General features: G+C 30.3%; 14 protein-coding genes. 3 read left to right on the top strand and 11 right to left on the bottom strand.

All coding sequences use genetic code 11. From position 1 onward, the window contains the following. Positions 1-1,570 (bottom strand): B12-binding domain-containing radical SAM protein (locus RR561_RS06550; RefSeq protein WP_332506753.1); only part of this gene is annotated, 1,570 nt, incomplete at its 3' end. 118 nt (positions 1,571-1,688) lie between these two features. Continuing rightward, positions 1,689-2,678, bottom strand: coding sequence for a hypothetical protein (locus tag RR561_RS06545; RefSeq protein WP_332506752.1), 990 nt, complete (start codon positions 2,676-2,678; stop codon positions 1,689-1,691). 475 nt (positions 2,679-3,153) lie between these two features. Here RR561_RS06545 and RR561_RS06540 point away from each other — a divergent pair, with 475 nt between their 5' ends. Beyond that, on the top strand, positions 3,154-3,672 hold the full coding sequence (locus tag RR561_RS06540; protein WP_332506751.1) for a ClbS/DfsB family four-helix bundle protein: 519 nt from the start codon (positions 3,154-3,156) through the stop codon (positions 3,670-3,672). Positions 3,673-3,771: 99 nt separating this feature from the next. Here the strand turns inward: RR561_RS06540 and RR561_RS06535 are convergent, their stop codons facing one another. The 4 genes from RR561_RS06535 to RR561_RS06520 all read right to left on the bottom strand — a co-directional run bounded on the left by RR561_RS06535 (position 3,772) and on the right by RR561_RS06520 (position 10,810). Next, a complete protein-coding gene (locus RR561_RS06535) occupies positions 3,772-5,226 on the bottom strand; it encodes a carbon starvation CstA family protein (protein ID WP_332506750.1) in 1,455 nt (484 codons plus the stop codon). A 437-nt stretch (positions 5,227-5,663) separates the two neighbouring features. Continuing rightward, positions 5,664-7,364, bottom strand: a complete 1,701-nt coding sequence (gene argS, locus RR561_RS06530) for an arginine--tRNA ligase (protein WP_332506749.1) — start codon at positions 7,362-7,364, stop codon at positions 5,664-5,666. Positions 7,365-7,868: 504 nt separating this feature from the next. Continuing rightward, positions 7,869-8,366 carry a DUF523 domain-containing protein gene (locus RR561_RS06525; RefSeq protein ID WP_332506748.1) on the bottom strand — a complete coding sequence of 166 codons (498 nt, stop codon included), beginning with the start codon at positions 8,364-8,366 and terminating at the stop codon, positions 7,869-7,871. Positions 8,367-8,383: 17 nt separating this feature from the next. Beyond that, on the bottom strand, positions 8,384-10,810 hold the full coding sequence (locus RR561_RS06520; RefSeq protein WP_332506747.1) for an endonuclease MutS2: 2,427 nt from the start codon (positions 10,808-10,810) through the stop codon (positions 8,384-8,386). 313 nt (positions 10,811-11,123) lie between these two features. Between RR561_RS06520 and pepD the strand changes: the two genes are divergently transcribed. Both pepD and RR561_RS06510 read left to right on the top strand, forming a co-directional pair. Beyond that, complete coding sequence (gene pepD, locus RR561_RS06515) at positions 11,124-12,575, top strand: beta-Ala-His dipeptidase (protein WP_332506746.1); 1,452 nt, start codon at positions 11,124-11,126, stop codon at positions 12,573-12,575. Between the two features lie 239 nt (positions 12,576-12,814). After that, positions 12,815-13,243 carry a hypothetical protein gene (locus RR561_RS06510; protein WP_332506745.1) on the top strand — a complete coding sequence of 143 codons (429 nt, stop codon included), beginning with the start codon at positions 12,815-12,817 and terminating at the stop codon, positions 13,241-13,243. A gap of 47 nt (positions 13,244-13,290) precedes the next feature. On the opposite strand, the gene RR561_RS06505 is transcribed toward RR561_RS06510, so the two are convergent. The 5 genes from RR561_RS06505 to lepB form a co-directional block, all read right to left on the bottom strand. Then, the gene (locus RR561_RS06505) at positions 13,291-14,142 is read right to left on the bottom strand and encodes a DegV family protein (protein WP_332506744.1); all 852 of its coding nucleotides are present in this window, start codon (positions 14,140-14,142) and stop codon (positions 13,291-13,293) included. 174 nt (positions 14,143-14,316) lie between these two features. After that, positions 14,317-14,787, bottom strand: a complete 471-nt coding sequence (gene trmL, locus RR561_RS06500) for a tRNA (uridine(34)/cytosine(34)/5-carboxymethylaminomethyluridine(34)-2'-O)-methyltransferase TrmL (RefSeq protein ID WP_332506743.1) — start codon at positions 14,785-14,787, stop codon at positions 14,317-14,319. A gap of 154 nt (positions 14,788-14,941) precedes the next feature. Further along, positions 14,942-15,604: an endonuclease III gene (nth, locus tag RR561_RS06495; RefSeq protein WP_332506742.1), complete on the bottom strand. Its 663-nt coding sequence runs from the start codon at positions 15,602-15,604 to the stop codon at positions 14,942-14,944. A gap of 140 nt (positions 15,605-15,744) precedes the next feature. Then, on the bottom strand, positions 15,745-17,397 hold the full coding sequence (locus tag RR561_RS06490) for a hypothetical protein (protein WP_332506741.1): 1,653 nt from the start codon (positions 17,395-17,397) through the stop codon (positions 15,745-15,747). Positions 17,398-17,521: 124 nt separating this feature from the next. Further along, a complete protein-coding gene (gene lepB / locus RR561_RS06485) occupies positions 17,522-18,124 on the bottom strand; it encodes a signal peptidase I (protein WP_332506740.1) in 603 nt (200 codons plus the stop codon). Positions 18,125-18,751: the final 627 nt, after the last annotated feature.

Below are 18,751 nucleotides of genomic sequence, written 5' to 3'. Positions count from 1 at the left end.
TCTCTTGATTCTCTTGATTCTCTTGATTCTCTTGATTCTCTTGATTCTCTTGATTCTCTTGATTGATTTTATCATCCATATCTAAATTTATACTAAAATTCTCTTTAATTTTTTTGTCTTCTTTTAACACTTTTTGCTTTATTTGTTTTTTACCAATTACTGAGTCTAATACAAAATTCAAAAATATTTCATACAATTTATTTTTGGAATTAGCTACATCAAAATAAGCACTTTTATTAAAGTAGCTTGCAAATTCTTCAAAAAACTTGAAAGGTCTATCATAATATCTATCAATTATATAGTCTGTAGATAACAAAAAATTACCTGAATTGTAGTATGTTTCTAGTATTTCCTCTATATCTTTTAGCCTCAATATTTCTCCATAAGAGATATATTTATTTGCAAGAATCTCATATGGAGGATAGTCTTTATAGATATAATCATGTATATCTGCCTCATTTCTAATACCTGTACCCTTGATCATTTTAAGAAAACCCAACTGTAAACATTCTGATTTGAGAGCAAATACATCGTCAAAAGAATACCCAAATCTATCATAATTTTCATATGGAAGTCCCGCTATAAGATCCAAGTGTTGATGAATATTTCTATATTCTGATATCGTATTCACTACTTTAGTCAATCTTTCAAAGTCATCTTTTCTGCCAACAGCTTCAAGTGTTTTATCATTTGTTGATTGAACTCCTATTTCAAACTGAAAAAGTCCTGGTTTACAATCTTTTAAAAAGTCTAGCATGTCGTCATCTATTAAATGTGCAGTAACTTCAAAATGATAAGTTGTATACCCGTTATCATTTTCCATGAGAAAATTCATTACATCTTTTGCTATTTCTCTATTTGCATTAAAAGTTCTATCTATAAATTTAATTTGAGATACTCTAGCATCTATTAGATTTTTAAGATCTCTTTTTATTCTAGCAACACTAAAATATCGCAATCCTTTTATTGCTGAAGATAGACAGTATTGGCAGTTAAATGGGCAGCCTCTTGATGATTCAAAATATACTATTTTGTTTTCATACTCACTCTTGTCTATATGCTCATATGGGCTCGGTATTTCATCCAAATCAGCGATTAGTGGCATTGCTTGATTTACTACAACTTGATTATTGTTTCTATAGGCAACTCCTCTTAGATCTTCCCGTCTCATTTTGCCCATCAAGCTCAGCATCAAATCTCTATAGACTCTCTCACCTTCTCCATACAATATATAATCTACAAATGGATACTTGCTCATAGCATTTTCACAATCATAACTAACTTCTGGTCCACCCAAAACAATTTTTATATTTGGTCTAACTTTTTTTATATTTTCACATAATCTCACTATATCTTCCACATTCCAAATATATACAGAAAATACCAATACATCTACGTCTAACTGATATATATCTTTCATAATATAGTCTATGCTATTGTTGATTGTGTATTCCTTCATAAAAAGTTTATAGTCTTCACCCTCTAAATATCTAGAATACTCTCTAATATATCTAATTGCCAAATTCGTATGTATAAACTTCGAATTCAACGTTGTAAGCAATACTTTCATAATTTCTCCATTCAAATTTATAAGCAAACTGTTATCTATTAAAAATAACAGTTGTGTCTTACACTACTATTTCTTATATTTATTTTCTAATGTTACTTCTTATATTTACTTTCCATTGTTACTTCTTATTTTTAGGGTATCTAAATTTATAATTTCCCGTTTTTGTAGATACCTCTATGATATATTTATCTTCACCGTCTTCTTTTTCTATATCTTTATAAAGAATTTTAGCTTGATTCAATATCGGATCAACAAATTCATCACCTATATTCATATTTAAAAAAGACTTTGGATTAGAAGATGCGTTATACTTTTTTGTATTAACTTCTATATTTCTTATTTTAATCAAATAATCTCCCATTGCATCTATAAACTTTTCATTTTTTATTTCTAAGCTGTCAGAACCTTTTGATTCAGATACCTTTTTAATAAAATTATAAACACTTATAGATCCACAATCCATATTTTCCAAGCTTTTATCCACATCTTCAACATCATATGCACATTGCAATATATCAATCAATTTTATTTCTGACTCAAAGAAAGATTCTTTTTTTTCAATTTCGTAATGGTCTATACACTTGTGTATATTCTCTATGTATTTTATTTTTCTTATCTGAAATTTTATATTTTCTTTTTTATTTAATTTATAAGGGTTAAATTCTATTAACTTGTCTTTTATTTCATACAAAATTTCTATCATAGCAGTATCTGATAATAAAAGTTTTCTAAATACAATGTCATAGCAAAGAAGATCCATTGTATAGTCATATTTTTTATTAGGCAAATTATAAAACTTACATAATTTTTCAATCAGGCTCAATGCCTCTTCTTCATAATTTTCAAAACTTCTACTGACCACCATCAGTGGCATAAAAAAATTAAGCAAATAATCATCACTCATTTTGCTATAGTATCTAAAGTATACAAATTCATCATATAATCTATCAATATCTACTGTTATTTTTCTATGTCCTTTATTGCAGTACAATACTTTTGTACAAATCAACATCAAATAGTATATTTCATTATCTACAGTTTGAAAAGATGCCCTGTAAGCATCCTTTATTGTACTATCTATTTTATATCCTACTCTATCTAAACTCATTTTTACACCTCATATGAAATTCATCTGTACTGTATATTTTACTCTAAAAATCAAGCCTTAACAAGCTATGTATACAAAAGACTTTTTGTTGGAATTGTTTAAACACTTATCAGTTTTGTCATGTATTATTTATTCTCTAAAATTAACAAGAAATTTATTAATTTCTTATTGGATATATAATTAATTTGATAGATCTTTATCCATTAACTATATTTTTAATTAACTATAACTTTTTCTTAGTATTTATAATTGACATAAAAGCTCTTTTTATATATAATTATTCAGACAAGTAGTCTTTTCTTGCATTTATAATCTATAGCGTGCTCAAAGGCTTCTTAGCTATAACTTTATAATTCTGACATTACTCATCATAAATAAATCTAAAAATGCAAATCTATAAGGGTATAAAAATTTTAATATTACCATATAGATATGTATCTAAGTATATTTAAATGAAATAAAAAAGGAGAAATATATGAGAGAATATGAAAATAAAACTGATTTAATAGAAGAAATTAAAAAAACCTCCAAATTGTTTATTGGAGAATTTGATGATATAGAAGAAAAAGATCTTCACAAAATAATTGAAGGCGTAGATAGATCACCTTTTCAAATGATTGCTTATCAATTAGGCTGGATCAATCTGATTCAATTCTGGGAGAGTCAAGAAAAAATTGGAAATAAAGTAATCACTCCAACTCCAGAGTATAAATGGAACAAATTAGGAGAACTATATAATGATTTTTATAGACAATATGAAAATTACAAACTTGAGGAACTAAAAAATTTGTTTAATAAAGATCTTGATAGTCTAATTGATTGGATCAATTCTCTTTCAAACGATGACCTTTTTGTACCTGACTCCAGACAATGGGCCTCTTCTACACCATCTAAATGGCCTATTTGGAAGTGGATCCATATAAATACTGTTGCCCCTTTCAAAACATTTCGAACTAAGATAAGAAAATGGAAGAAATTAAATAAAAAATCATAAATGTTTAATTAACAGCAATATATAAATATAAAAAACAGAGCAGTATACTGCTCTGTTTTTATTTTATACTGATTATCTAAATTTTAAGATAAGTTATTACTAAGCACTTAACTTTTCTACGCTAGATAAAGCTTTCTTTCCACTGTTTACTATTGCTGCTCCATATACAATTGCCAAAACAACACCAACTACATTTGCAATATTTTGAGGAAGATTAAATCCAATTTTTGCTCCTAATAGATAGGCTACTATAACATAAGTATAGAACATTCCTGGTATCAAAGCTATAATATAATTTTTCTTAAGTTTGTATAGATACATAGAAATCATAGCAAATGCAAATATTGCTATTGTCTGATTTGCCCATGCAAAATACTGCCATAAAACATTAAATCCTTCTGCATTTACCTTTGCAAATACTAGTATTGCTGCAACTGGTATAAATATAAATGTAGATAAGATTACTCTGTTCTTAGCCTTTGTCTGATCATATCCTATAGCATCTGCTACCATTAATCTAGCTGCACGTAGAGATGTATCTCCTGAAGTAATAGGTAATACAATAACACCTATTATAGCTATTAGTCCACCAATTGTACCTAACATATCATTAGCTACTAGTCCTATTACTGCTGGCTTTCCAACTAGATCTGGTGCTATACCCTTATTGTATAGTCCCATAGCTGCTGCTGCCCATATCATTGCTATTAATCCTTCAAATATCATCATATCATAGAAAGTTTTTCTACCTTCTCTTTCACTTGTTACTGATCTACCTATTAAAGTTGCCTGAGTTGAATGGAATCCAGATACTATACCACAAGCTACTGTAACAAAGAATACTGGTAAAAGTGGAACTCCTCCTGGATGTGATCCCATCCAATTTGACATGCTCAAGTTTTCTAATTGGTATCCATTTACAAATAATCCAATAAATATACCAACTGATGAAAGTAATAATATAATACCAAATATTGGATAAACCTTACCGATTATTTTATCAATTGGGAAAAGAGTAGCAGCTAAGTAGTATGCAAATATACATCCATACACTATCCAAACTACAGGATTACCCACAACTGATTCTTGCTTTAACAAGTTTATAACTATAAGATCGCCAGGAGTATATATAAATACTGCACCAACTAGTATCATAAGAGCTATAACAAAAACATTATATACCTTATAAACTTTACCACCTAAGTGATCATTTATTAGTGCTGGCATCTGCTTACCATTACTTCTGACAGAGATCATTCCGCAGAAATAATCATGTACTGCTCCACCTAATACACAACCTATTGGAATAAGAATAAATGCAATAGGTCCAAATAATATACCCTGTATTGGTCCAAGTATTGGTCCAGTACCTGCTATATTTAATAATTCGATTAGTGCGTTTTTACGTTGTTTCATAGGAACGTAATCTACACCATCGTTTATGCTTGTTGCTGGAGTTGGTCTATCATCTGGTGCAAATACTTTTTCAGTAAATCTACCATATAGAGAGCCACCAACAACTAACATAACTAGTCCGATTAAAAACGTTGTCATAATAATACCTCCGAAAATAAATTTTTACTCATATAAATTTTTACATATTTTATTACAAGTACAGTATACACCATTCTGTATCTATATGGAACTCATTTTTGAAAATTAATTAAGTTTTTTTTAAATATACTTTTCTTTTTATCATAAAATATACAAAAGGCTTTATTTTAGTAAAATTCTTAATTTTATGTTAAATTTAAGTTAAATCTTTCGGTATTCATTTGTAAGAGTATTCTTAATTTTTAAATTAAGAATACAATAAAAAAAGACAAAGTCAAACTTTATCTTTTTTTTATTATTATTTTTAATTTATTTCTAAAAGTTTTAAGTAGATAAACGTCACTTTCAGTTAGATCACAAAAATCTATAAAAGGATTATTTATATTCTACTTTTTAGTTTTATTGACACTACTCTATTTCAAAAACTATACAGTTTATTACATCTTCACTGGTGCTTGCATGCCCAATAGGTGAAGTGCATTTTCTATAGTCTGTCTAGTACATTCTACCAAGGCCAATCTAGCCTTTCTTAATTCTTCATCATCTACAAGAATTGGTCTATTGTGATAGAATTTGTTAAATGCCTGAGCAAGATCTAGAACAAATCTTGTTACTATATGAGGTTCGTTCTTTGACATAGCAAGCATAATATTTTTATTAAATGTTTCAAGAACCTTAAGTACCTCAGATGCTTCTTCATCACCAAGTAAATCAAAGTTTATATCCGATGAAATCTCTGTATTTGCCTTTCTTTCAACAGCACAACATCTAGCGTGAGTGTACTGAACATATGGTCCTGTTTCTCCTTCAAAGCTTAGAGTTCTTTCCCAAGAGAAAGTATAGTCCTTGATTCTGCTATTTGATAGCTCCTGGAACACTACAGCTCCTACTCCTACCTCTTTTGCAATTTCTTCTATATTATCCGCATTTGGATTTTTTTCTTCAATAATTTCTTTTGTCTTGTCTATTGCTTGATGAAGTACATCCTCTAGAAATACTACTCTACCCTTTCTAGTTGACATAGTTCCTGCTTCAAGAGCAACCATACCAAATGGAACATGTACCAAATCTTTATACCAATCATATCCCATCTTTTTAATAATAGCAAAATACTGTTCAAAATGAAGTATCTGCTGAGATCCAACAACATATATACATTTATCAAAATCATAAGTTTCTTTTCTATATATTCCGGCTGCTATATCTCTTGTGATATATAGAGTGGATCCATCTTTCTTCTGTATAAGTGCTGGAGGAAGTTTTTCATCCTCTAAGTCTACAATCATCGCTCCTTGAGATTCTTCAAGAAGACCTTTTTCATTTAATGCGTCTATTACTGCTGGCATCTTGTCTGAGTAAAAGCTTTCCCCTGTTAGTGAGTCAAACTGGATATCTAATAAATCATAAACATTTTGGAATTCCTTTAAACTCTCATCTCTAAACCATTGCCATAATTCAGTAGCCTCTTCATCGTGATGCTCAAGCTTTGTAAACCAAGATCTTGCCTCATCTTCCATTTCTGGTTTTTTCTCAGCTTCATCGTGGAATCTAACATACAGCTTCAATAGTTCCTTGATAGGATTTTGTTCAACAACTTCTTTCTCACCCCATAATTTATAAGCTACTATTAACTTGCCGAACTGTGTTCCGTAATCTCCAAGATGGTTAATTCTAATAGTATTATAGCCTTGAGATTCATAAAGTTTGTATATTGCATTTCCTATTACAGTTGTTCTTATATGCCCTATATGGAATGGCTTGGCAATATTAGGTGAAGAAAACTCCACTATTACATCTTTTCCCTCTCCATAATTACTTCTACCATAGTTTTCTTTTTCTGTTAGTATCTGATTTATTACTTTCTTTGCCAACTGTTCTTTGTTGACAAAAAAGTTTACATAGCCACCTAAGTTAATTATCTTAGAAATATCATCTGTTAATTCTAACTCATTTGCTATTTCTTCAGCTATCATATTTGGTGACTTTCTAAAAATTTTTGCTAACTTAAAGCAAGGAAACGCATAGTCTCCCATATCCTTATTTGGTGGTACCTCTAAAAGAGCTTTTATCTCTTCAATTGTCATATCTTCTATCTTTGCCTTTAGGCTTTCAGATATGACTTGCTTAAAATCTACCATATTGTCTTCCTCCCTAATGTAGTTCAAGTATATTTCATTGCAAACTATAACTTCAATATACAAAGTAATACCCTGTATTTTTTATATATCATAATAATATTTATTACTAAATAATATTTTAAAATTTTTGAGTATTTTCCCCTATATAAATAATAAACTCTATCCCCTAGATATTTTTTATAAACTAATACCCAATATATTATAATATATTATTTATCAAGATATTTCAATACAACATACTTATTTTAACGTAGATTTTGATCTTTATAGTATCTACTATTGTAAATTTAACAGTTATGCTATTATTTGAACTTTATCATATAAATTACCTATTATATTTTTGTTTATTAGAAGTCTACTTTGATATGATTTTTATTTATACACTTTCTATTTACTTATTATAAACTATTTAACCGATTTAAAGGACTTCTATCTTAGTTTTATTTATCAATTTCTATATATTAATAAATTCAAATCCACAAAAGTCCTCAACCTTTTTTTATTTTAAAGATCTTTTTCACTTATTACCATTATATTGTGTTTCTTGAATAAAGCTGTTGTTACACCTTGCCCTTGCTTTTTATCACCATCAAATTTTCCAGTGTAAATAGTATTTACCCCACATGATGGACTGGACTCTTTTAAAATAGCTTTGGAAACTCTATTATCTAGAGCTATTTCTAGAGCCTTTTGTGCGCCTAAAAGGAATTCTTCAGTAACATCTACCCCTTCTTTAGAATAAACTTTTGCATAATCATTTTTTTTAAATTCATTATTTGTACTTTTCTCTACTTTATCCACTAGATCTTCGCCACTTTTTCCATACTCTATTTCTGATGGAACTCTTGGTGTACTCAATCCTCCAAAGCATTCTGGACATATTGTAATATATTCTTTATTTTTTAAATATTTTATAACATTTTCATCTTTATTATTCTTTCCATTGTATTTACAGTCAATACCTACTAGACAAGCAGATACTATTATTTTTTCCTTATTCATAAATTCCTCACAAATAATTATTTTACTGTTACTATTGTTACTCCTATTCCACCTTCGCCATACTTTCCTTCTCTCATGGATTTTACATGAGGATTAGTTTTTAGCCACTCAGAAATTCCTCTTTTTAGTACTCCTGTACCTACTCCATGAATAATGGTTACTTCATCATGCCCAGCCATACAGGCATCATCTAGATATTTTTCTACCTTCATTATGGCTTCTTCTAGGTTCATTCCTCTTAGATCTACTTCTCTTTTTACATTTCCTGATTTTGATCTTATTATTTTTCTTGTAGCCCTTGTTACGTTACTTTGTTCTTTCTTTTCTATTCTTTTTAGAGATTTATAAGGAAGATTCATCTTCATTATACCTACCTGAACGAGTGCTTCTTTCTTTTTATCATCGGCTGATATAACTGTCCCTTCCTGTCTCAATGTGATTATATCTACATCTTCCCCAGGCTTTAAACTTTTGATTTCTTTTGATGCATATTTTGGAACTACCATGCTTTCTACACTTGGCTGTAGTTTCCCCATAGATTCACTGATTTCTTTACGAATTTTTTCTATTCTTCTATCATTGTCTTTTGACGCACGTTGTTTTTCTATTTCCTTTAACTCTTTAATCATATTGTCAGTAGAATCTTTAGCCTGTCTGATTATAGAAAAAGCTTCACTTCTTGCATTTTCCAACATCTTATCTCTAGAAGTTTGAAGTTTTTCCATTTTTATATTATAATCGTCTTTTATATTTTCTACTTCTTCTCTCATTCTTTCGGCACGCCTTAGCTCTTCTTCAGTCTTTAGTCTGCTCTTTTCCACATTTTGAAGAACATCTTCAAGTTCTATATTATCACTTGTCAAAAATTCTTTTGCACTATCTATTATGTGGTCTGGAAGTCCCAACTTTCTAGAAATTTCAAAGGCGTTTGACTTTCCTGGTACACCAATCAATAATCTATATGTAGGAGATAGCTCTTCCATATCAAATTCAACTGCCGCATTTTCAACATCTGGCTTAGCAAGTGCATACTTTTTAAGTTCACTATAGTGAGTAGTTGCAATACATGACGCTCCTGCCATTCTTATATCTTCCAATATAGCGATTGCAAGTGCAGCTCCTTCTTCTGGATCAGTACCTGCTCCCAACTCATCGAAAATTACTAAAGAATCTTCAGTTACATTGTCCAATATTTCTACTATTCTCGTCATATGTGATGAAAATGTTGATAGACTTTGCTCGATACTTTGGTCATCACCTATATCTGCAAATATATTATCAAAAACACACATACTACTTCCATAATCTGCAGGTATATGAAGACCACATTGAGTCATCAAGGCAAATATTCCCACCATTTTAATTGTAACTGTTTTACCACCTGTATTTGGTCCAGTAATCAAAAGTGTAGTAAAGTCTTCTCCTAGATATACTGTGTTTGCTACAACCGTACTCTTATCCAAAAGAGGATGTCTGCCCTTTACTATTCTAAATTTTTTATCTCTATTTAACCTTGGCTCTACAGCTTTCATTTCAAGTGACAGTTTTCCCTTTGCAAATATAAAATCTAGCTTAGAAAGTATTTCCTGATTAGATATAAGCTCACGGCTTACCTCTCCTACCATAGCTGACAACTCAGCTAATATTCTTTCTATCTCTTCTGCTTCTTCTAGCCTCAACTGTCTAAGATCATTGTTCATTTCCACTATTGACATCGGTTCAATAAATAAAGTCGCTCCAGAAGATGATTGATCGTGAATTATTCCAGAGACCATAGACCTATACTCTGCCTTCACTGGTACAACAAACCTATCACCCCTCATAGAAATAATAGCATCTTGTAGGTACTTTTGATAAGTTGTTGAAGATATAATAGAGTTTAGTTTTGATCTAATTGATTGGTTCTTCTGTATAGTTCTTCTTCTTATACTTCTTAATTCACTAGATGCTGAATCCGAAATTTCTATTTCGCTTACTATTGCATTGAAAATCTCTTCTTCCAAATCTTTATGTATATAAAGAGAACGTGCTAGTGACTGTATTATAGGGTACTTAACTATATCCTCTTGTTCTTCTTCTACTGCTGTTTCAGCATTTCCAAAAGTTTCTACTTTTATATCTCCACTTAAAATATTCGAAAGTATTCTAGTAGTTCTCATGGTATCGGCTATTTGTAATAGACTTTTGGCATCTATTGTAGCCCCTATGTCCGCTCTTTTCACCTTATCTACTATATTGTGAAGACCTTGTATTGGTATATGTCCTCTTTTTATTAATATCGATTGTGCCTCTGTTGTTTCTTTTAGAGCCATCTCTACTTCGCCATAGCTAAAAAATGGTTCTATATTTTCTATAATAGATTTTCCAAGCTCTGATGAAGCTTTTGTTTTTAATTGATCTATTATTTTATCTAATTCTAATACATTGTAAAATTGTTTATCCATAAAACTAAGTTTCTTTCTCCTTCCATCATCAGCTTCTATATAATAATATTATACAGTTGCTCTGATCTTAAATTAGTTCTTTCAAGCATCTGTTTTTGACAGATTATATATATTTTGCTCTACACTATATCTTTAAAAATTTTATTACTAGTTCTTTCTTTAAAGCTCACACTCATTCAATAGTTATTATATCATAAATATGATTTTGTTTGAAAATTTTTAAATAATTTGCTCTAATCATGCTATAATAGAAGTGTATACATTTTTATATGCAATTATATATACAAATTTATCTCTCAAGGAGGTGTTAATAATGGACTACATCACAGGAGGACTGACACCAAGCAGAGTTTTCAAAAATTTTGAAGATATATCTAGAATACCTAGAACATCTGGCAACGAAAAAGAAGTCAGCGATTATATTAAAAATTTTGCTGAAAATCTTGGTTTAGAGACTACTCAAGACGCATACAACAACTTAATAGTCAAAAAATCTGCCACAAATGGAAAACCTGAGGGGCGTACAGTTATGTTGCAAGCACATATTGATATGGTTGGAGAAGCAACAGATACTTCAGAGCATGACTTTGAAAAGGATCCAATAGAGCTTGTAATTGATGGAAATAAATTGATGGCCAAAGATACTACTCTTGGCGCTGATGATGGTATTGGTGTCGCATATATGATGACAGTACTTGAATCTTCTGATATATCACATCCGAACCTTGAATGTGTATTCACTACAAGTGAAGAGGTTGGCTTAATTGGAGTAAATAATATGGATTTATCTTCATTAAATTCAGAATATGTGATCAATTTAGATTCAGAAGAAGAGGATTACATTCTTACAGGATGTGCTGGAGCTATAAATTCTACTATTTCATTAAAGAAAGAGTACAAGCCAGCCAATACAAAGAATGTTGCACTAGAAATTAATGTTCATGGATTGTTAGGAGGTCACTCAGGAATTGATATTGACAAGCAAAGAGGTAACGCCAATGTCATAATGGGGAGATTATTAAACGCCATAACTCAAGAATTTGATCTTTTTAACATTAGTGGAGGATCAAAGAGAAATGTAATACCAAGAAATTGTGGAGCTGTAATATCTATAAAAGATGAAGATCTTGAAAAAGTTGTAAGAGATATACAGAAAATGGCAGCCAAAACTCAAAAAGAGATTTATGCCATTGATCCAAATTTAAAAATAAAACTAAGAAGATCTGCACCAGCATCTTTTAAGGTGTTTTCAACGGACTGTAAGAAAAAGATTATTCGTATCTTAAACTTGATTCCAAATGGAATTTTGTCTATGTCTACTTCACTAGAAGGTAGTGTTGATACATCATCAAATTTTGCTGTTGTAAAGGAATCCAATACCAGAATTGACTTTGTTAGTTTGACTAGGAGCTCTATGCAGTCAAAGAAAGAGTTTGTCATGACAAAAATGGCAATGCTTGCAGATATTTTTGATGCTTCGATCGAATTTTCTGCTGATTATCCTGCATGGGAATATGATTCAAACTCAGGTCTAGAAGAAATCGCTGTCGAAGTATATGAAAAGAAATTTACAAAGAAACCTATCGTAAGTGTAATGCACTGTGGGTTAGAAAGTGGAATATTGCTTAATAAGCTATCACACAGGGCCGAAGCTATATCAATAGGACCAAATGTATTTGATGTACATTCTTCAGGAGAATATGCAGAAATCGATTCGATAGCTAATATGTGGGAATACCTATTAGAACTATTGAAAGAACTATAGTTAAAAGGAGTGGGCGACTACTCCTTTTTTTTATACTCGTATATTTTTCAATATTTTTATTTTTATCAATTTACCTATCTTTTAAAAACATTGATTAATATTCTCGTTATTTTATTTTATATTTCATTAAAAACTCTAATAAATAAAATACTTCCTTCTATTTTATTCTTAATTTTCTAAATATTGACTATTCATATAATATTGTGCTAAATTAGTTCTACAAAGAGAGGATGATTTTTATGAACTGCAAAAAAAGTAACTTTTTTTATTTAATTGTTTTTTTAATATTTGAGTTTATTACTCATTTCGCCTATAAAGTTGGTCTGGTAAGCAACCTTATAGCCCCTAATCACACATATCTTTTTATATTTAGATTTTTTGAGCTTGCCTGTCTATTTTTCCTTGGATTCTATTTACTGAGAACTCTTATAGAAAAAGAGTTTATCCATGTAAAAATATTTTACAAGATGGACGCCATCTCAAAGTCAGTGTTTATTCTATTTATTTTAGGTATCATGTCATTTGAGGTTATCGCCGCCAATATAGACCGAGGCGTACCTCTGCTTTACTTTGATATAATAATGGGAAATATATGGCTACCTACAACACTTTTATTAGGTTGTGCTTGTGGATATTTCCATAAACCTGCTATAGAAGTTGTTGCTTAAATAAAATATTAGGGGATATTGCAAATGCAATATCCCCTTTACTTTATTTATTTATTTTTATAACATATAAATCCTGTAACACCAGGTCCACCATGTGTACCTATTCCACAACCAATCAAGAAATATTTTATTTCTTTTGGATTGAATTCTTCAATTAGTTTTTGCTCTAATCTTTCTCTTTCTTTTAAATCGTCTGTATAACCCAAAAATACCGTTTGGTCACTAAGATCAGAAACGCCATTTTCTTTGGCAATTTCTACTAATTTAGACGCAACATTTCTTTTTCCCCTGGCATTTGCTACATTGTCCACGATTCCTTCTTTTATTACACATAGAGGTTTTATATTCAAGACTGTACCTATCATAGCCATTGTTCCAGATATTCTTCCACCTCTTTTTAAATACTCTAAATCATCACAAGAGAATGTTACATATACTTCATCTTTAATTTTTTCTATTTCTTCTACTATTTCGTCAAGAGATTTACCTTGATCTCTCAATTCAGCAGCCTTGATAACCAATACAGCAATCCCATAACAAAGTGTATTAGAGTCTATTATCCTAATATCTCCGCCTTCTACCTCACTTCTAGCAAGCATAGCACTTTGCATAGTACCTGTTGCTGAAGCTGCTGCAGAGATATAAATAATCTTTTTACCTTCTTTTGTATACTTATCAAATACTTCATAAAAATCTGCATAAGTAATCTGTGAAGTCTTAGGCATTATCTTATCTTCTCTAATTCTTCTATAGAACTCTTCACTGCTTAGATTAACCCTGTCTTTATATTCTTCTCCTTCAATCATTACATTTAAAGGAATAAATTCTAAATCATATTTATCTATATATTCTTGTGTAATATCCGATAAGCTATCACACACTATCTTTATATCTTCCATATAATACCTCCAAACAATTAAGACGGCATACCTCTATACCGCTTCTCGACCAAGTCCCCACAAGTCAATTTTACAGTACACTTTAATATCCCGCTTTGGATTAGATTACAAATTAAATATCTAAATAAAAATATAAACTATTATATTTTTATAACTTCAAAATTTAGCTTGTAATTATATTAAATCCTGAAAATCCAACTGTCTCATAGCCTCATATGCAACTATTGCCACTGCATTGGATAAATTCAAGCATCTAGCCCCAGGTATATCTTTCATAGGTATTCTAATACAATTTTCAATATTTTCATCTATCAAATCTTTTGGTAATCCCTTTGTTTCTTTTCCAAACACCAAGAAACAGTTATCCTCATATTTTACCTCAGCATGATTTTTATTTCCCTTTGTTGTTGAATAGAAGTACTGAACATCTGGATATTTATCATGAAGCTCTTTAAAGCTATCATAAAATTTAATCTGAGCTATATCCCAGTAATCGAGTCCACATCTTTTCAAATGCTTATCATCAAAATCAAAACCTAATGGTCTAATAAGATGTAATGTTGCTCCTGTATCTGCAACTGTTCTAATTATATTACCAGTATTATGTGGTATTTCAGGTTCTACTAATACGATATTTAAAGCCATCGCGCCCTCCTAATCCTTTACTATAACTTATATTTTTCTCACTTGTTTTTTAATTTAATAACTATAATAATTTCAAAAAAATCCTCTTCAGTCCACACTATATAATACCATAAATGGACTATAAAATCTATATTCTAACAGTAAGAATGGTGTTTTATTTACTTATATTAGGTTCTACATCTGTTTTATAGTAATTACAATACTCTGTAATATTGCAATTTTCACACTCTGGCTTTCTTGCTTTACACACTCTTCTTCCATGAAAAATGAGTAGATGGTGGCTATGAGACCATCTCTCTTTTGGTATGGCTTTCATCAGAGCAAACTCTGTTTTTTCTGGTGTTTTTTCATTTACAATTCCTATTCGATTACTTACTCGAAACACATGTGTATCTACCGCAATTGCAGGAACTCCAAATGCATTGCTTAGCACTACCCCTGCTGTTTTTCTTCCAACACCAGGAAGAGTAAGTAATTCTTCTAGTGAATCTGGTACGTCTGAGTTGTACTTATCCACAAGAATAGAAGATGTTTCTTTGATTTTTTTTGCCTTACTCTTATAAAGCCCACATGTTTTTATTTCTTTTTCTATTTCTGATAGACTTAGATTGCTAAAATCTTCTGGTGTATTATATCTTTTAAATAAATCTTTTGTAACCATATTTACTCTTACATCTGTACATTGAGCAGACAAAATGGTTGCTATCAAAAGCTCAAATGCTGAATTATGTAGCAATTCACAGTGGGCATTTGGGTGCATTTCCGATAATAAGTCTAAAATCTCTATTACTTCTTTTTTTGTTTTTTTTCTAGGCAAAACTATCACTCCCCTCCTTTAGTAAGTGCAACAAAATAAAGTTTAAATATCAAACTGTTACTATGTGATACTGATATCTAAATTTTAGCAAATAGTCTGAAATTTTTATAAGCATATTTTTAAGTTTTAATTTATCAAATTTAAACTATCCTACTTCCACCTATAAACTCCCTAATTATAGCAGTTGGGCCAATATCGTCTATATCATTTAGCTCATCAAAATATTGAAGCAACTTTCTAAGTCTTACTGCCTCCAAATGATGTCTGCTGGTTTCACTTACCTCTTTTAGAATTTTTATTACTTGCTTTTTAAGGACTGGTATTTCATATATACTTGCCGAGTTAAACATTACATCTGCTTGCTCTTGATGAGGAAAAATATTTTTCTCTTCACCTCTTCTAACTGACGGCCATATATCCATAGTTGTCTCTGCATTCATTCCTCTAAACTGATAATCCCTGACCATTCTTCTTATCAATCTAAGGTCAGTGGTCGGTATTCTATTGTGATCATCTAGATTTACCTGAGTAATAACACTTATATAGATTCTAAACTTCAAAGACTCTTCAATAGATTTAGTAAGTATCGGATTTAATCCATGAATTCCCTCTAGTATAATCGGTTGTTTTTCATCGATTGAAATTTTTTCTCCAGTATATACTCTTACTCCATCCATAAAATCAAACTTTATTTTTTCAATTTCTTCTCCAGCCAACAGTTTATTCAAATCGCTATTAAATCTCTTTATATCTATAGACTCAATAGACTCGTAATCAGCTTCACCATCTTCGTTTCTAGGCGTATCCACTCTATTTACAAAGTAATCATCAAGAGATATAGCTAAAGTGTGAAGACCGTTTACTCTCAATTGAGTAGATAATCTATGTGCAAAACTTGTCTTGCCTGAAGACGATGGAGCGGCTATTAGTATTATTTTTTTATTGCTTTTCACTATAGTATCTGCTATTTCTGCAATCTTTTTTTCGTGAAGAGCCTCTACTGTTCTTATCATCTCACCGTAGAGATTGTTCTCAATTATTCTATTTAAATCTACTACTGTATCTATACCCAAGGCTTCTGACCATGTTTCAGACTCTCTGTATACGTCTGATAATTTAGGCATTTCTTTAAATTTTGTAACTGTTCCTTTGACTCCTTTTTCTGGACCCAAAATCACCAAGCCATCGGCCATTTTTGCAACTCCTAAGTCCTTTAAATATCCTGTTGACGGATACATATAGCCATAGAAATAATCAAAGTAACCACAGCACTCATATACTTTTGTCAAATCCTCAGTTCTATACTTTAATATTTCTGCCTTTTCAAATCTTCCTAATTTTGAGAATTTTTCAATGGCTTGATCATTTGGAAGGTATCTGCATATTATTTCATGATCTTCTCTAACATATTCCAACATCTTGTTTTTAATGTCTTTTATATCCTCATCTGTAAGAATAGGCATATCTTCTACCACACAGTAAAGTCCATCACCTATTGAATGTTTAATATATACCTTTGATCCATGATAAAGATCTCTACAGGCTAACATCAAAAGAAAAGAAAGTCCTCTAAAGTACATTCTATCTCCCTCAACTGCTGTGGTATCTATAAAGTTTATTTCACACCCTCTATATAAGGTTCTATTTAAATCATAAAGTTTATTATTTATAACCCCCATACAGATATAACCTTCATATCTATCCTCCAACATATTGGCTATTTCACTAAGTTTAATACTCTCTTTTTCAATTTCTAATGCTTCTCCATCCACCATAAATTTCAAAGTTTTCATAAACGCCTCCTACCCCTCAGCACAATCTTTCATTTTTATTTTTATAAACTACCTTACTATATTTAATAATTCTCTTATTATAAATAAATTCAAGGAGATAGCCCCTTGAATTTACTCCAAACTTTTAGTTTACTCTTCCAATATTTTCTAGTGGTAATAACCTAACTAAAACGCTACCAACTAACTTCTTTTCTGGTACGAATCCTACTTCTGGATATCTACTATCCAAGCTTCTCATTCTATTATCACCCATACAAAATAACATTCCCTCAGGTACTACTGTATCTATATTTCCTTCTGTTATGTTACCTTCAGAAACATATGGTTCCGAAATTTTTTGATCATTTACCTTTACTACGCCATCTTTTACAGTTATATGATCTCCGCCAACAGCAATAACTCTTTTTACCAAATCTTTTGTACTACTGTCATCTTGAAGAACGACATCTAATACTTTCTTTGCTGTGCTCTTTTGATCCTCTCCAGCATTTATAGGCATATCACTGTCAAATACTACTACATCGCCTCTATCAACTCCAGTATATCTGCTAACTCTATTAATTATAAGATAATCATTGTTATCTAAAGTTGGATACATAGACAACCCATCTACTCTAGTCGGTCTTATAAACTGTACTATTACCATAGCCAATACCATGGCCATCAATAGTATTTTTATTACCTCCCAGATTTCTCCTAGAAATCCCTTTTTAGCTCCTCGACTCAATGCAATCTCCTTTCTCAGCAAACTGATTTATTATTTTATTGTTACTCCCTTAGATTCTCAAGGCATAAATATTCAAAATACTCTCCTTGATTTTTAAAAATCAAGATAATATCAGTCGTTTTAATATTTATGTGTCTATCTATAAATTTGCACTTCTAATCAAAACTAAATCGCTTTTATATTCTTATTTGATAAAATCAATTTGATATGATTTTAATTTTATAAAAATATCCATTTAAAAAATTATCTATAATATCTTATATCTGTTATTAAGGAATGCAAAATATAGTCATACTTCAATCATAATATAATATATACATCGAATAATCTATAATTAAATAAGCACACATATGTCAATTCATAATTCTACTGAAAATTTTATAATATTTTTAAACATCCTCTACTTAGAAGAAGGAGCATCTATAAATACTTTATCAAAGAAACCTTTAAAAAACGTTAATAAAGTACCTAATTTTAAATTTATTATTATATATTTACTCACTATAAATAAAGTCTTTATCGGTCAAATAACTTTATTAGCCAAAAAGATTTTATCATATTTTATAAAACGTTTACATTACGCATTTTCATATCAATATTTTCATTAATATAGCTCTATTTTTTATT

The sequence above is a fragment of the Peptostreptococcus sp. genome, from assembly GCF_036639115.1.
Taxonomy (GTDB): domain Bacteria; phylum Bacillota; class Clostridia; order Peptostreptococcales; family Peptostreptococcaceae; genus Peptostreptococcus.
This window is presented reverse-complemented; position numbering and strand designations above follow the sequence as displayed.

Bases quoted from the DNA above. Each gene is read 5' to 3' on its own strand.
- RR561_RS06545 (WP_332506752.1), bottom strand. From the start codon at position 2,678: ATGAGTTTAGATAGAGTAGGATATAAAATAGATAGTACAATAAAGGAT.
- RR561_RS06540 (WP_332506751.1), top strand. From the start codon at position 3,154: ATGAGAGAATATGAAAATAAAACTGATTTAATAGAAGAAATTAAAAAA.
- RR561_RS06535 (WP_332506750.1), bottom strand. From the start codon at position 5,226: ATGACAACGTTTTTAATCGGACTAGTTATGTTAGTTGTTGGTGGCTCT.
- argS (WP_332506749.1), bottom strand. From the start codon at position 7,364: ATGGTAGATTTTAAGCAAGTCATATCTGAAAGCCTAAAGGCAAAGATA.
- RR561_RS06525 (WP_332506748.1), bottom strand. From the start codon at position 8,366: ATGAATAAGGAAAAAATAATAGTATCTGCTTGTCTAGTAGGTATTGAC.
- RR561_RS06520 (WP_332506747.1), bottom strand. From the start codon at position 10,810: ATGGATAAACAATTTTACAATGTATTAGAATTAGATAAAATAATAGAT.
- pepD (WP_332506746.1), top strand. From the start codon at position 11,124: ATGGACTACATCACAGGAGGACTGACACCAAGCAGAGTTTTCAAAAAT.
- RR561_RS06510 (WP_332506745.1), top strand. From the start codon at position 12,815: ATGAACTGCAAAAAAAGTAACTTTTTTTATTTAATTGTTTTTTTAATA.
- RR561_RS06505 (WP_332506744.1), bottom strand. From the start codon at position 14,142: ATGGAAGATATAAAGATAGTGTGTGATAGCTTATCGGATATTACACAA.
- trmL (WP_332506743.1), bottom strand. From the start codon at position 14,787: ATGGCTTTAAATATCGTATTAGTAGAACCTGAAATACCACATAATACT.
- RR561_RS06490 (WP_332506741.1), bottom strand. From the start codon at position 17,397: ATGAAAACTTTGAAATTTATGGTGGATGGAGAAGCATTAGAAATTGAA.